We start from the raw sequence: 14,557 nt of genomic DNA on the forward strand, positions 1-14,557 counted from the left end.
CGTCCACTTCACCGCGCGAAACCATCCACATCACCGCGTCACCGTCCACCTCGTCGCCACCCCGACCCCGCCGCCCGCGGACAGCGCCGCCACGCCCGTCGCGGCGGTGCCTGTCACGCTCGGGCCCTGGCACACGAGTCGCGAGAACAATCGCACCACGAGCACTGCACCCGACGCGCCCCACGGGTGGCCGAGCGCGATGGCGCCCCCGTCCGGGCTGACCCTGTGCTCGTCGATGCCGACGGCGTCGAGGCAGGCCAGCGTCTGCCCGGCGAACGCCTCGTTGAACTCGACGACGTCCGGCGTGCCGGAGCGGAGCACTTCGCGCATCGCCGGTACCGCGCCCAGGCCGAGGCGCGCCGGGTCGCATGCCCGCGTCGCCGACGCCTCCAGCCGGAGGCCCGGCACACCGAGGCGGGCGCGCAGGCGTTCGCTCACGACGAGGACCGCCGCCGCGCCGTCGTTGACCCCGCAGGAGTTGGCGGCGGTCGCGGTGCCGTCGGCGGTGAAAGCGGGCCGGAACCGGGAGAGGCGTTCGACCGTGAATCCCGGGCGAGGGCGTTCGTCGTCGGCCACGCCCCCGACGGCGACGAGCTCGCGGTCGAACCGGCCTGCGCGTTGGGCCGCGACGGCGCGTTCGTGACTGCGCACGGCGAACGCGTCCTGGCGGGTGCGGGAGATCCCGGCTTCCGCGGCGACGAGGTCGGCGGCGGGCCCCATGTCGGGATCGCCGAACTCCGCGGGCGCGAACGGCGCGCGGGAGTACGGCGTGGGCGGATCGGTGGGCCACGAGCGCCGGGGCGCGGTCGACGCGCTCTCGACGCCGCCGGCGAGGTAGGCCTCGCCCTGGCCCGCGCGCACGTATGCGGCCGCCTGCGCGACGGCCGCGAGCCCGCTGGCGCACTGCCGGTCGACGGTCACCCCGGGAACGTCGACGCCCAGGCCCGCCCGCAGCGCCGCGACCCGTGCCGGGTTGCCGCCGGGACCGAAGACGTTGCCGAGCACGACGTCGTCGATGTGGCCGATCCGTGCCGCGCCCACGTCGTCGAGCACGGCCCGCAGCACGGGCGCGGCGAGTTCGTCGACGGTGTGCGCGCGCAGCCCGCCGCCGTCACGGCCGATCGGGGTACGTCGCGCGGCGATGACCACCGGCTCGGTCATGGCGCCTCCTCCGGCGCGGTCAGCGGCGCGGCGTCGAACGTGCCGTCGCGGAGCTGCTCGGCCGCGACGGCCCTGGCCGGCTTGCCGGACGCGGTGCGCGGCAGCGACGTCGTCCACAACCAGCGCCGCGGCAGGAACGCGGGGCGCAGTTCGGCCCGCACTGCGGCGCGCAGGTCGGCGAGTGCGGGCGGCTGCCGTGCCTGCACGATCGCCGTGACGAGCAGGCCGAGTCGTGGGTGTGGGGTGCCCGTGACCAGCGCGTCGTCCACGCCCGCGACGGTACGCAGCACCGATTCCACGGGTTCGGCGGGCACCTGGGTGCCGCCGCTCGGGATGGTGGCCGAACCGCGTCCGGTGACGACGAGTCCGCCGGTGTCGGTGAACCTGCCGTGGTCGCCGTTGGACAGCCACTCGGGGGCGGGGTCGAGCTCGCTGCCGCGGAGGTAGCCGCTGAACGCCAGCGGCGAGCGCACCCACAGCACGCCGTCGCAGACGTCGACGTCGACACCGTTGACGGGACGCAGCTCGCCGTCACGGCGGATCGCGATGAGCGACAGTTCGGCCGAACCGTAGTACTCGACCAGGCGGGTGTCAGGGAAGGCGCGTGCGAACCGTGCGCGCAGGTCGCCGCCGAGGTGGGCGCCGCCGCAGACGACGGTGCGCAGAACCGACGGGCCCGGGCGGCGCTCGGCGTCTGCGACGAGCTCGGCGAGCATCGCGGGCACGACGTGCACGGTGGCGGCCCGGCGCGCCTCGGCAGGGCGCCAGCGGTCACGCAGCCACAGGTCGGCGCCGCACCACGTGGCGTGCAGCGCGCCGAACAGGAACAGCGACGCGCTGAGCGGGCCCGCCACGAGGACGGGCCCGTCGACGGGACCGAGCGCCTCGAAGCTGCGGATCCACGACGACCGGGTCCGCAGGCCGACCTTCGGTGTGCCGGTGCTGCCCGACGTCGTGGGCAGGTAGAAGGACGGGTCGTGCTCCGAGGCCCGCGCTTCGACGGGGTCGGCGGGCTCCGGACTGCCGTCGACGATCAGCGCCGGGTCGGCGTCGGCGAGCACGGCGGCGCGGTCGGCGGCGGGCCACGCCGGTTCCAGAACGAGCGTCGCCGCACCGAGGAGGTCGGCCCCGAGCAGCCACGACAGCACGTCGCCGGACCCCTCGACGGCGATGCGTGTCCCGGGGCCGACGCCGCGGTCGGCGAGCGTGCGGGCCGCGCCGTGCGCGGTGGCGGGAACGTGGGCGGTGAGGGTCACTCGGTTTGCGCGGTCCTGGGCAGAGTGCCGGGCAGGGCACGGTGGACGACGGCGGCGATGATCGCGGTGGCCGCGACCTTGCAGAGGTCACCGGGGACGAACACGAGCGACTGGACGGCGGCCGCTCCGAGGTCGCCGAGGTAGGCACCGAGGAACGGGATGCCGATGAGGTAGTCGGCGAGCAGTCCCGCGAGCGTGGCGAGCCCGATGACCGGGAGGTTGAGCTTGGGCGCGCGGCTCACGATGAGGCCCGCGACCAGTGCGGAGAGGATCCAGCCGAACAGGAACCCGCCGCTCGGGCCGACGAACGGCGCCAGCCCGCCGCGCCCACCCGACAGCAGGGGCAGGCCGATGGCGGTCAGCGCAAGGAACAGCAGGACGGCCGCGGTGCCGCGCCGCGCACCGAGCAGTACACCCGCGAGCAGCGGCCCCGCGTTCTGGATGACCACGGGTACGCCGGACGCGCCGAAGTAGATGCCGGGGAAGATCCCGAGCACGGCGATGAACGCGGCGAAGACGACGACGCGCGCCAGGTCGGCGGCGGGCAGTGAGACGCGTGGTGCGGGCATGCTCGCAAGGTAACCCCACCTCGACCCCAATGCGGTAGATGTAGGTCACTTCCGTCGGCGCAGCTCCCCGGGGGCGCCGACGGGTCCGGATGCGGAACGTGTGGCAGCGCGCAGTACGCGGGGTTGCGGGGCCGAGCGCAGAACACGCGGGACCGAGTGCGGAACACGCGGGACCGAGTGCGGAACACGCGGGGCTGGGGGTGGGCCACACGGGGTAGCCGGTGCCCGGGTGTCCAGCGCGCAACGAGACCGTGATCGGTATCGAAACCGCTATGTAACGACCCTGATAGTGCCAACTACCCACATGGAGTGGCACTATTCCTTCACCGACCAGTGCCCACTACTAGGAGTGAAGATCGTGGTGCGTAACCCCTGGCGTAAACCCACGCAGCGCAAGCTCCGTTCGCTCGCCGTGCTTCCCGTGCTGGCGCTGACCGCTACCGCGGCCGGCTGCGCCGAGGAGGTCAACACCGCAGGCAACACCCAGGCGGGCGACAAGATTGAGTTGATCAACGATGGCCAGCTGACCGTCTGTACCCACCTGCCGTACGAGCCGTTCCAGTTCCGCAACGAGGGTGGCAAGACCGTCGGCTTCGACGTCGACCTCGTGGACCTGGTCGCCGAGGATCTCGGCGTGAAGCAGAAGCTCGTGAACACGAGCTTCGAAGGTATTCAGACCGGCCAGGTGTTCGAGACGGGCGACTGCGACCTCGCCGCCGCCGCGATCACGATCAACGACGAGCGTGACCGCGTCATGGACTTCTCGAAGGGCTACTTCGACGCCGACCAGGCCCTGGTGGTCAAGGCCGGTTCCGACGTCAGCGGCCTCGACGACCTCGACGGCAAGGTGCTCGGCGTGCAGCAGGGCACCACCGGCGAGGAGTACGCCCAGGAGAACAAGGACAAGCACGGCTATCAGACCCGCCAGTACGAGGACCTGGAGCTGCTGCAGCAGGGCGTGCAGAACGGCGCCGTCGCGGCGGGCATCAACGACAACTCGGTGCTGCTGTACGCCACGAAGTCGAAGGACGCCCTCGAGGTCAGCACCGAGTTCGACACCGGAGAGCAGTACGGCATCGCCGTGGCCGACGGCAACGGCGCGCTCCAGGCGAAGATCGGCGAGGTCATCGACGCCGCCAAGCAGGACGGCCGCTACGACGAGATCTACGAGAAGTGGTTCGGCGAGGCCCCGCCCAAGGAAGACGGCGGAGAGGGCTCGGACGAGAGCGGCAAGTAGGCACAACTATCGTTCCCCGGGGAGCCGGCCTCCGTCGTGAGGTCGGCTCCTTGCGATGGGCAACGTGTGAGGAGTCGGTCCATGCCGATGTCGCCGCGCAAGCGGGCGCAGGCCTTCCGTGGCGTGCAGTACGGGATTCTCGTGCTGGCCGTCGCGGCCGTGGCGTTCTTCGCCGACTGGGAGAAGTTCGGCAACGCGTTCTTCAACTTCGACGCGATGGGCACCCAGTTCCCTGGGATCATCACCACGGCGCTGGTCAACACGATCATCTACACCGGCCTCGGGTTCGCACTCGGGCTGGCCCTGGGCCTCGTACTGGCGCTGATGAAGCTGTCGTCGGTCGCCCCCTACCGGTGGATCGCCACCGTGTACATCGAATTCTTCCGTGGCGTACCGGCGTTGCTGGTGTTCATCGCGCTCGGGTTCGGCGTGCCGCTGGCGTTCCAGATCCAGTTCGACACCTACTCGACCGCGGCGATCGCACTCGGTCTCGTCGGATCGGGCTACATCGCCGAGACGCTGCGCGCCGGCATCCAGGCCGTCCCGAAGGGGCAGGTCGAGGCGGCACGTTCGCTCGGCATGTCGCAGTCGCGCGCCATGGTCACGGTCGTCATCCCACAGGCGTTCCGCATCATCCTGCCGCCGCTGACCAACGAACTGATCCTGCTGACGAAGGACTCGTCGCTGATCTACATCCTCGGCCTGCTCGACACGCAGTACGAACTGGCGAAGTTCGGCCGGGAGGGCATGAACGCGACCAACTCGATGTCGCCGATCCTGCTGGCGGGTGCCTGCTATCTGCTCATCACGGTGCCGCTGGGCTACCTGTCGCGGTACCTCGAACGCCGCGCGGGCCGCAAGCGCGACGAAGGACTGGAGGTGACGGCGTGAGCGCCGACACGGGTGACGCGCAGGCCGCGAGTGGCGGGCCGATCGTCGAGATCACCGGCCTGCACAAGGCGTTCGGCATGCTCGAGGTGCTCAAGGGCATCGACATGCGTGTCGAGCGCGGCGAGGTCGTCTGCATCATCGGCCCGTCCGGTTCGGGTAAGTCGACGCTGCTGCGCTGTGTGAACGTTCTCGAGGAGCCCAACGCCGGCAGCGTCGTGGTGAACGGCTACGAGCTGACCGACCCGGACGTCGACATCGACAGGGCGCGGCGTTCGATCGGCATGGTGTTCCAGGGGTTCAACCTGTTCGGCCACCTGTCGGTGCTGGACAACCTGACGGTCGCGCAGCGCAAGGTGCTCAAGCGCGACGCGACGGAGGCCGAGCGGATCGCGCGGGAGAACCTCGACAAGGTGGGACTGGCGGAGAAGGCCGGTTCGATGCCCGAGCAGCTGTCCGGTGGGCAGCAGCAGCGCGTGGCGATCGCGCGGGCGCTGTCGATGCAGCCCGCGGTGATGTTGTTCGACGAGCCGACGTCGGCGCTCGACCCCGAGCTGGTCGGCGACGTGCTCGGCGTGATGCGCCAGCTCGCCGACGAGGGCATGACGATGCTCGTCGTCACCCACGAGATGCAGTTCGCGCGCGAGGTCGCCGACAAGGTGCTGTTCATGGACGGCGGCGTCATCGTCGAGTCGGGCCCGCCGTCGAAGGTCATCGCCGACCCGGCGGAGGAGCGCACGAAGACGTTCCTCAGCCGCGTCCTCAACCCGGTGCACGCCTCGAAAACCGACTGACAGACACCCACGCGCTGTTCGCGGGTCACCGGGCGGGGTCTGCGGGGTCGCTGAAAACGGTGATGTCGCGGGTGTTCGCGCGGTAGGTTGTCGCTCTGCGCGGTCGTGTCGGTACCGGGTGTCGTCTCCGCCTCCCGGCTGTTCACACCGTGATCGGGGCCGGCTCCGGTCGGCAGGTGACCAGAGAGGGGCGCTGCGCAATGCCGGGCATCCGCCGACGAGGTGACCGCGACGACGGCGACGACGACCCAGCAGGTAGCTCCGGTCGCAGCGACGACTTCCACGGCCCCGGCTCCCCCGGCGGCGCCCACGGCCCCGGCTCCCCCGGCGGCTCCCCCGACGGCCCCGCCGACCTCGAGGTCACACGGTGGGTCACCGCGCCGGGCGCCGATCCGAGCCCGATCCCCTCGCAGGTCGAAGCCGACCACGGCAACGTCCCCCGCGCCCGCAGGCCCGGCTGGATCGCCACCTCGGCAAAGTCGGGGAAAGCTGCGCCCGGCAGGACCGGAAAGGCAGGCGGCGGCAGGCCCGGCGGCGCGGATGGCCCCGCCGCCGACGACGCCGGCCGGTACGACCCGTTCGACGCGGAATCCGAACCCGACCACGTCGTCGACGCCTCCGAGCTGGTCCGGCAGGTCCTCGACAGCGGCCTGGCAGGGATCCTGCGTTGGCGTAAGCAGTCGACGAACGCGCCGATCGTGCAGGTCGAGAACGCCTACATCACGGGCAGACTCGACCTGCGCGGCGCCGACCTGCGGTATCTGTTCCGTTTCGAACGTTGCCGGTTCGAGTACGCCCCCGACGTACGCGAAGCCAAACTGCTCGGCCTGGTGTTCCAGCGCTGCCGGCTGCCGGGGCTGTTGGCGCGCAACCTGCGTACGGGCAACGACCTGCGGTTGATCAAGTGCTACATCGAGGCGGAGGCCGGCGGCGGCGACGGGGAGACGACGATGCGCCGGGCCGACGACGTCGACCGGGGCATGCCCGACGCGGCCGTCAACCTGACCGATGCGGTGATCGAGGGGTCGGCGGTGCTCACGGCGACGCGGATCGTCCACCCGCAGGGCAAGGCGGTCCACGCCGATCGACTCCTCGTCACGGGCGCGCTGTTGGCTTACCGGTTGGACGCCGAGGGCGAGGTGCGCATCCCGGGTCTGCGGACCGGTGGCAACGTCAACTTCTCCGGTGCGTCGCTGCGCAACCCCGACGGGTTCGCGCTGAACGGCAACGGGGCGGTCGTCGGCGGCAGTCTGCTGTGCGAGCTCGACCGGCCCGGCGGCGATGCCGGTCGGCAGCGGTTCGCCACGCGCGGGTTGCTGTACATGCCGAGCATGCGCGTCTCCGGCGATCTCAATCTCCGGGGCGCCGAGCTGAAGGTCAGGCAGGACGGCATCGGCGTCGACACGTGGAAGACCGGCGACTGGTACGTCGATCCGCATCCGGCGTTGATCGCCGACCGGTTGCACGTCGACGGCAACGTCGAGCTGTCCGACGGACTGGACGTCGACGGCACGCTGCGCATGGTCAACTCCCGGATCGGCGGCTCGCTGCGGCTGGCCGACGCGCACATCCGTGTGCTACCGAGCCGGAAACCGCCCTTCCGGGATCGTGCGGTGCACCTCGACGGCAGTGAGATCAGCGGCGACCTCGACAGCAAGGGCGTGCGGGTCAAGGGGCAGTTGCGGATCGCGGACGTGACCATCCGCGGAAACGTCCACCTCACCGACGGCACGTTCAACCACGCGGGACGTGACGTGCTGTCGTTCCGCCGCAGCACGGTCTCGGGCAACCTGCATGTCCGGCGTTGCCGCGCCGAGGGGACGTTGCGGCTCATGGGCATGTCCGTCGGCGGCAGCATCGACCTGCAGGGCACCGAGGTCGGCGAGCCGGAGCGCAAGGACGACGGCGGCCGCGACTGGGCCGTCGACCTGCGGTCGGTGCGAGTCGCGCGCAGCGTGCTGCTCACCGCCGAGGAGAAGCGCCCGTTCACGGCGCGGGGCGGCGTGACCATGGACGGGGCGCAGATCCAGCGGCAGCTCGACATCACGGGTGCGCTGCTGTGCGGTGCGAGCGGCGGCACCGACGACCCCGCCGCGGTCGCGCTCGACGCGGGCGACACCCACGCCGACGAGTTCGTCCTCGCCCCTGGCGGACCGCCGCTCGGGAGGGTGGTGCTGCTCCGGGCGCACTGCGGCACGCTCACCGACGCCGCCGACGCCACGGACACGCGCGCCACCGGCTCCGAGGGAAGTCTGTGGCTGGCGACGGGCGGTCTCGACCTCGAGGATTTTCGGTACGACAGCCTCGGCACGCCCATCGAGATCGGCGACACCGGCGAGGTCCGGCGCAGGCTCCGGCTGCTGCACGACGCGATCGGCGGGTACCGGCCCGGCCCGTACGACCAGTTCGCCGCGATGCTCCGCTCGTCGGGCAACGAGGAGCAGGCCGACTGGGTGCTGGCGAAGAAGCAGCAGTACCGGTACGAGTCGTTGGCGCACGGCAAGCCGGTCGTCGGGCTCGGGGTGCGGCTGTGGAGCCTGCTGCAGCGGTGGATGGTCGGCTACGGCTACCGGCCCGTGCGCGCCGTCGCGCTGCTGTTGTTGTTGCTGGTCGCGGGCAGCGTGTGGTTCGGCGTGCGGGTGGACGACTGCATCGACGACGGGAACCTGCTGGCGGTGGAGGGCAGGCGGTGTGCGGTCAACGCCGACGACACGGGTCTGAACTGGAATCCGGTGCTGTTCACGGTGGACCTGCTCGTGCCGATCGTCGACTTCGGCAACAAGGGCCGATGGCATCTGGGCGAGGCCGACATGTGGGTCGCGACCGGCTTCACGGCGATGGGCTGGGTGCTCGCCACCACGGCCGCGACCGGCATGACGCGCGCCCTTCGCCGCAACGGCGCCGGCTGACCCGCGTGCGGCACGTCGGCCCTGTGGCGGCCGACGTCCTACCGGCGGTAGACACGTCGTCACAGCAGTCGCACCCCCGACGAGAGGAGCAGGCCATGCCCACCCCGAAGGAACCGGACGCATCAGGTTCGATCCACATCGACGCCTCCCCGGAACAGGTGTACTCCCTGATCAGCGACCCCGGAGTGATGGCCGAGCTGGCGGGCGAGTACGAGGGGTTCCGGTGGCTCGACGGGGCGGCCGAAGTGGCGCCGGGCGTCAGGTTCCGCGGCCGCAATCGGCACGGTTTCATCAGGTGGAGCACGACCGCGACGGTGACCGACGCCGCCGAGGGAGAGAAATTCGCGTTCGACGTCGGGGTCGGCCCGATCCGGGTGTCCCGCTGGCAGTACGACATCGAGCCGGACGGCGACGGCTGCCGGGTCGTCGAGAGCACGTGGGACCGGCGGGTCGCTCCGATCCGCGTCATCACCGGGGTCGCGATCGGCACTCCGGACCGTGCAGGGCTCAACAAGCGCAACATCGCGAAGACCCTCGCAGGCCTGAAGCAGCGCGCGGAGGCCGTCACGGCCGACTGACTCGCTGCCCCGGGTAGCGGTGGGCTCGCGTGAACCGCCGTTCGGTGGGCGCTCGATCGGCGCAGCGCTGAGCGGTGGTCAACGCGGGAAAACACCCTGCGCATTCCCGTGGTCGAGGGTGATCGCTCTCGCGGGTGTAATGCGGCACGAGGGGGCTCACTTTGGGCCCTGATGACGTTCACTGGAAAACGTGAGTGCTACCGACCCTGTGCCCGCGAGCAACACCGCGCGGCAGCACGTCCGCGCGCCCGAACTCGCCGGCACCGACTGGCTGAACACGGGTGGCGAGCGGCTGCGTCTCGCAGGTCTGCGCGGAAAGATCGTCCTGCTCGACTTCTGGACCTCGGGTTGCATCAACTGCCAGCACGTGATCGACGAGCTCCGCCCCATCGAGGAGGAGTTCGGGGACGTGCTCGTGACCATCGGCGTGCACTCGCCGAAATTCACGCACGAGGGTGAGCGCGAGGCGATCGCGGCCGCCGTCGAGCGGTACGGCGTGTACCACCCGGTGCTGAACGACCCGGCCATGACGACGTGGCGGCAGTATGCGATCAAGGCGTGGCCGACGCTGGTGATCGTCGACCCCGAGGGCTACATCGTTCACGTCGCAGCAGGTGAGGGGCACGGCGAGGCGCTGCGCCGAGTGGTCGCCGAGCTGGCCGAGCAGCACGAGGCGAAGGGGACGCTGCGCCGCGGCGGCAACCCGTACGTGGCCGACGAGACGGCCGACACCGAATTGCGCTTCCCCGCGAAGGCCGTCGCGACCTCGGGCGGACGTCTGCTCGTCGCCGACACCGCGGGACACGGCATCGCCGAGTTCGCCTCCGACGGTGAGACGGTCGTGCGCCGCTTCGGCAGCGGTGAGCGCGGCGGCCGCGACGGGGCGTTCGATGTGGCGTCGTTCGCCGAGCCGTCGGGCCTGACGCTGCTGCCGGAGGCGATCGCCCAGCGGGTCGGCTACCACCTGGTCGTGGCGGACACGGCCGGTCACACGCTGCGTGGTGTCGACCTCTCGAACGGCGCCGTCACGACCGTGGCCGGCACGGGAGAGCAGTGGCGGGACGGCGACGACGAGGGCAAGGCTCTCGACGTCGACCTGACCAGCCCGTGGGACGTGTGCTGGTGGGACGAGGCCGATGGTGGTCCGGGCGCGGTCGTCGTCGCGATGGCGGGCAACCACACGCTCGGCGTGTTCGACCCGGTCGAGGGCACGATCCGCAGGCTGGCCGGTACGACCACGGAGGGGTTGCGCGACGGCCCCGCCGCCGAGGCGTTCCTGGCGCAGCCGTCCGGACTGGCCGTGGGCCGCAACCGGGTGTGGTTCGTCGACGCCGAGACGTCGGCGCTGCGGTGGATCGAGAGCGACGGCGGCGACGGCCACGCCGTGTACACCGCTGTCGGTACGGACCTGTTCCACTTCGGCCACCGCGACGGCAAGGCAGCCCACGCGCTGCTGCAACACCCGCAGGGCGTGGCCGTGCTGCCCGACGGCACCGTCGGAGTCGCCGACACCTACAACGGTGCGATCCGCAGCTATGCCCCCGCCACGGGTGAGGTCGGCACGATCTCCTCGGGCCTGGCCGAACCCGCGGGCCTGGTAGTGGCCGACGGCGAGGTGTTCGTCGTGGAGACGGGTGCGCACCGGTTGACTCCCCTGGCGACGGCCGACGCCGACCAGGTGGACGGTGAGGCGCTCGAGGTGCGCAGGCCCGCGACGGTGCTGGCCTCGGGTGCGGTGCAGCTGAACGTGGTGTTCACGCCGCCGCCGGGACAGAAACTCGACGAGCGATACGGCCCGTCGACCAGGCTCGAGGTGAGCGCCTCGCCGCCGGAACTGCTCGTCGAGGGCGACGGAGCCGATACCGACCTGTCCCGGCTGATCCGCCTCTCCGACGACGTGACCGAGGGTGTGCTGCAGGTCGTCGCCCAGGCGGCCAGCTGCGACATCGACGCCGAGCACCCCGTCTGCCGGGTCACGCGCCAGGACTGGGGTGTGCCGATCCGGGTCGAACGCGGCGGCGACGGTGCGCTGAGCCTGATGATGTCCGGTAATCCGGGTCCGGCAGGGGCTTAACATGAACGCGTGGTGGAACCCCGTAACAACGCGGATTCGGACGCGAAGCTCGAAATCCAGATGCTGCACGACCGCCTGCTCGTGCGGCAGCCGTCCGACGACGGCGAACGCCGCAGCAGCAGCGGAATCGTCATCCCTGCGACCGCGCAGATGGCCAGCCGGCTCTGCTGGGGTGACGTCCTCGGAGTCGGCAACAACGTGCGCAACATCAAGATCGGCGATCGAGTCCTGTTCAACCCCGAAGACCAGCTCGAGGTGGAAATCCAGGGCGACGTCTATGTGGTGATGCGCGAGCGTGACATCCACGCCATCGCGAGCGAGCGGACCGAACAGGGCACAGGCTTGTACTTGTAAGCGGAGCACTCGGGGAGGGCTGGTGCGCGAGGAGTACGACCGGCCGTGGGAACACCCGGCCCACCCCGAAGGCGGCGCTGCCCGTTCCTCACACGACCGTGGGGAGGCCGGCTACGACGGGTACGAGGGCGGCGAGGACCGGATTCACGAGGGCCGGGTTCACGAGGATGACGGTTCGCTGAATCTGCCGGACAACTGGCTGCTCTCGCACGACCCGGCGTGGCCCTCGGACCACACCGACCCGGAGGCCACGGGAACCGATCTGCCCGCCGCGGCGTTCTCGGCGTACCCGAGCGTGCGGTACCGCGACGAGGCCGCCGCAGGCAGCGGTGACGCCGGACTCGCGGCGGATCTGCTCGGCCCCGCCGAACCCCGCAAACGTCCCGCGCACACCAAGATCCGGCGTGGCATCGGCAAGGCGTTCATGATCTTCGGCGGCACCGTCGTCGGGCTGCTGTTCGTGTACATGGTCGACCTGGTCACGAGTCTCGGCGACGTGCCGCGCGGGGTGACCGTGGCCGGTGTCGAGGTCGGCGGGCTCAGCCGGGCCGAGGCCGAGGAGAAGCTGCGCACCGAACTGGGCCCACAGCTGACGGACCCGCTACCTGTGCACGCCGGGGACGTCACCACTCGACTCGACCCGGCCGACGCGGGCCTCGGCCTCGACTGGGCGGGCACCGTCGAACGTGCGGGGAACCAACCGATCGACCCGTTGTCGCGGCTGACGTCGCTGTTCACCACGCGCGAGATCGGCGTCGTGTCGTCGACCGACGACGGCAAGCTGCGTCAGGCGATCACCGGCATCGCAGGCGACGAGATCAACCACGAGGTGCGCGAGGGCGACGTCGGGTTCCGCACCGTGTCCGGCGACGGCGCGGTCGAACCGTTCCCGATCATGCCGCGGCAGGGGCAGCGCCTCGCCGACGTCGACAGCGCGATGAAGCAGGTCAAGGCCGACTGGCTCGCCGACCAGGGCGTGACCCTCGACGTCGACGTCACGCCCGCCAAGACCACGGACGAGGCCGTGCGGCAGGCCCTCCGGCAGACGAAACCGCTCGTGTCGGGGCCGGTGACGGTGCGCGCCGACAGGACGACGGCGACCCTCACCCCGAAAGACATCAGCGCCGCGATGAAGCACTCTCCCGCCGAAGGCGGCGCGTTGCAGCTGACCCTCGACCGGGCCGATCTGCAGGACGTGCTCGCCCCGCGGCTGAGCGACACCGAACGGAGCGCGTCGAACGCCGAGCTGGTGTTCGTGGGCTCGCGGCCGTCGGTCGAACCGTCGGAGGAAGGCAGGCGGATCGATTGGCAGGAGACGTTCGCCCCGTTCATCACGGTCGCGGGCAAACAGCAGGGCCGCACGCTTGACGTCGTGTACCAGACGCAGGCGCCGGACGTGAGCACCGAGGAACTGCGGAAACTCGGGGTGAAGGAGGTCGTCGGCGAGTTCACCACCGGTGGGCTGAGCGGTGCGACGGCGCAGAACGTCTCGGCGATGGCCGAGGCGGTGACGGGTTCGGTGGTGCGTCCCGGCGATACGTTCAGCCTGGAGGAGGCCACCGGGCCGCGGACCTCGTCGAAGGGCTACGTCGAGGCGCCCCTGTACACCGACGGCACCGGTCCGCGGGTTATCGGAGGCGGCGTGTCCCAACTGACGAGCACGCTGTACAACGCCGCGTACGAGGCCGGGTTGAAGGACGCGGGCCACACGGCGCACCCGACGTACGTCGACCGCTACCCCGCGGGCCGGGACGCCGTGTCGCAGCTGCCCGACGGGTCGACGGTCGACATGTCGCTGACCAACAACCTCGACAGCGGCGTGGCGGTGCAGGCGTGGACCTCGGGCGACAGCGTGACGGTGCGGCTCTGGGGCACGAAGCAGTACCGGGTCAGCGGGTCCACGAGCGAGCGCACCGACGTGACGTCCCCGCCGGTGCAGCGGGAACGCGGCCCAGGGTGTGAGGAGAGCGCCGGCGCGGAGGGCTTCACCGTCACGGACACGCGGGTGGTGAAGGCGCTGCGCGGCGACCGAGTCGTGGACCGGCAATCGACGACGGTGACGTACCGGCCGGTGCCGCGGGTCGTCTGCGAACGGGGCGACAGCGGTGGCGGCAACGGCGGTGGTGGCGACGGCGGGGACACGCGGCGGCCCGGCTGGCCGTTCCTGCCCGGCGACGGACGTTCAGAGCAGGTGGACCGCAGCCGGGGCTGAGCAGGACGCGGCTCGGGTCGGCGGCTTCGGCAGCGTCACGACGAGCGTCGCCTGCTCGCCGCTGCTGTCGCTGTTGCCGCCGACCCGAGCCCGCGAACCGTCAGCGCTCGACCTTCTTGCGATCCTTGCCCGCGATCCCTGCGACGAGGGAAACACCGATGGCGGCGACGACCACCTGGGTGATGAACTCGAGCCAGTCCCAGCCGTCGGTGTCGGCGTAGCCGATGCCGCGGGCGATGGCGGTGCCGACGAACGCGGCGACGACACCGACCAGCAGCGTCAACCAGATGGCGATCTTCTGCTTGCCGGGTGCCACGAGCCTGCCGAGCACGCCGATGACGAGTCCGATGAGGATCGCCGAGATGATGCCCGAAATCTCCATGCCGAGCCTCCGATACGAGGGTGCGTCCCCTTGAAGACGATCATTCCTCACCTGAGCGCACCAGGAAGCCCCGGGGCCACCTTGGTCGCGCTCAATGCAACCAAGGTGCCCCCGGGGACGGTCTCCCAAACTGGCCCGACGTC

Annotated in this window: 12 protein-coding genes; 8 read left to right on the forward strand and 4 right to left on the reverse strand. The window is 71.0% G+C overall.

Annotated features, from left to right (window positions below):
• Nucleotides 1-30: 30 nt before the first annotated feature.
• From FHS23_RS03845 to FHS23_RS03855, 3 genes are read right to left on the reverse strand one after another with little or no spacing between them, the layout of a single operon-like run.
• On the reverse strand, nt 31-1,161 hold the full coding sequence (locus FHS23_RS03845) for a thiolase family protein (RefSeq protein WP_183647811.1): 1,131 nt from the start codon (nt 1,159-1,161) through the stop codon (nt 31-33).
• Nucleotides 1,158-2,417, reverse strand: a complete 1,260-nt coding sequence (locus FHS23_RS03850) for an AMP-binding protein (RefSeq protein WP_183647814.1) — start codon at nt 2,415-2,417, stop codon at nt 1,158-1,160. The genes FHS23_RS03845 and FHS23_RS03850 overlap by 4 nt, the downstream gene beginning before the upstream one ends.
• Complete coding sequence (locus tag FHS23_RS03855; RefSeq protein ID WP_183647817.1) at nt 2,414-2,986, reverse strand: biotin transporter BioY; 573 nt, start codon at nt 2,984-2,986, stop codon at nt 2,414-2,416. Before FHS23_RS03855 ends, FHS23_RS03850 begins: the two co-directional genes overlap by 4 nt.
• Before the next feature lie 358 nt (nt 2,987-3,344).
• Here FHS23_RS03855 and FHS23_RS03860 point away from each other — a divergent pair, with 358 nt between their 5' ends.
• From FHS23_RS03860 to FHS23_RS03895, 8 genes are all read left to right on the forward strand, one after another.
• Nucleotides 3,345-4,223 (forward strand): transporter substrate-binding domain-containing protein, encoded by an 879-nt coding sequence (locus tag FHS23_RS03860; RefSeq protein WP_343053621.1) that lies wholly within the window; start codon nt 3,345-3,347, stop codon nt 4,221-4,223.
• A gap of 81 nt (nt 4,224-4,304) precedes the next feature.
• The gene (locus tag FHS23_RS03865; RefSeq protein WP_183647822.1) at nt 4,305-5,114 is read left to right on the forward strand and encodes an amino acid ABC transporter permease; all 810 of its coding nucleotides are present in this window, start codon (nt 4,305-4,307) and stop codon (nt 5,112-5,114) included.
• A gap of 77 nt (nt 5,115-5,191) precedes the next feature.
• The gene (locus FHS23_RS03870; RefSeq protein WP_221219149.1) at nt 5,192-5,905 is read left to right on the forward strand and encodes an amino acid ABC transporter ATP-binding protein; all 714 of its coding nucleotides are present in this window, start codon (nt 5,192-5,194) and stop codon (nt 5,903-5,905) included.
• A gap of 200 nt (nt 5,906-6,105) precedes the next feature.
• Nucleotides 6,106-8,814, forward strand: a complete 2,709-nt coding sequence (locus FHS23_RS03875; RefSeq protein WP_246381308.1) for a translocation/assembly module TamB domain-containing protein — start codon at nt 6,106-6,108, stop codon at nt 8,812-8,814.
• A 95-nt stretch (nt 8,815-8,909) separates the two neighbouring features.
• A complete protein-coding gene (locus FHS23_RS03880; protein WP_183647825.1) occupies nt 8,910-9,392 on the forward strand; it encodes an SRPBCC family protein in 483 nt (160 codons plus the stop codon).
• A gap of 190 nt (nt 9,393-9,582) precedes the next feature.
• Nucleotides 9,583-11,466, forward strand: a complete 1,884-nt coding sequence (locus FHS23_RS03885; RefSeq protein ID WP_343053622.1) for an NHL domain-containing thioredoxin family protein — start codon at nt 9,583-9,585, stop codon at nt 11,464-11,466.
• A 60-nt stretch (nt 11,467-11,526) separates the two neighbouring features.
• On the forward strand, nt 11,527-11,820 hold the full coding sequence (locus tag FHS23_RS03890) for a GroES family chaperonin (protein ID WP_183650810.1): 294 nt from the start codon (nt 11,527-11,529) through the stop codon (nt 11,818-11,820).
• A gap of 22 nt (nt 11,821-11,842) precedes the next feature.
• Entirely contained in the window at nt 11,843-14,032 is a 2,190-nt protein-coding gene (locus tag FHS23_RS03895; protein ID WP_343053624.1) for a VanW family protein, read from the forward strand.
• A 100-nt stretch (nt 14,033-14,132) separates the two neighbouring features.
• Here the strand turns inward: FHS23_RS03895 and FHS23_RS03900 are convergent, their stop codons facing one another.
• A complete protein-coding gene (locus tag FHS23_RS03900) occupies nt 14,133-14,414 on the reverse strand; it encodes a GlsB/YeaQ/YmgE family stress response membrane protein (RefSeq protein ID WP_183647828.1) in 282 nt (93 codons plus the stop codon).
• Between the last annotated feature and the right edge of the window lie 143 nt (nt 14,415-14,557).

Origin of the sequence: Prauserella isguenensis (genome assembly GCF_014191605.1) — a bacterium.
Lineage (GTDB): Bacteria > Actinomycetota > Actinomycetes > Mycobacteriales > Pseudonocardiaceae > Prauserella > Prauserella isguenensis.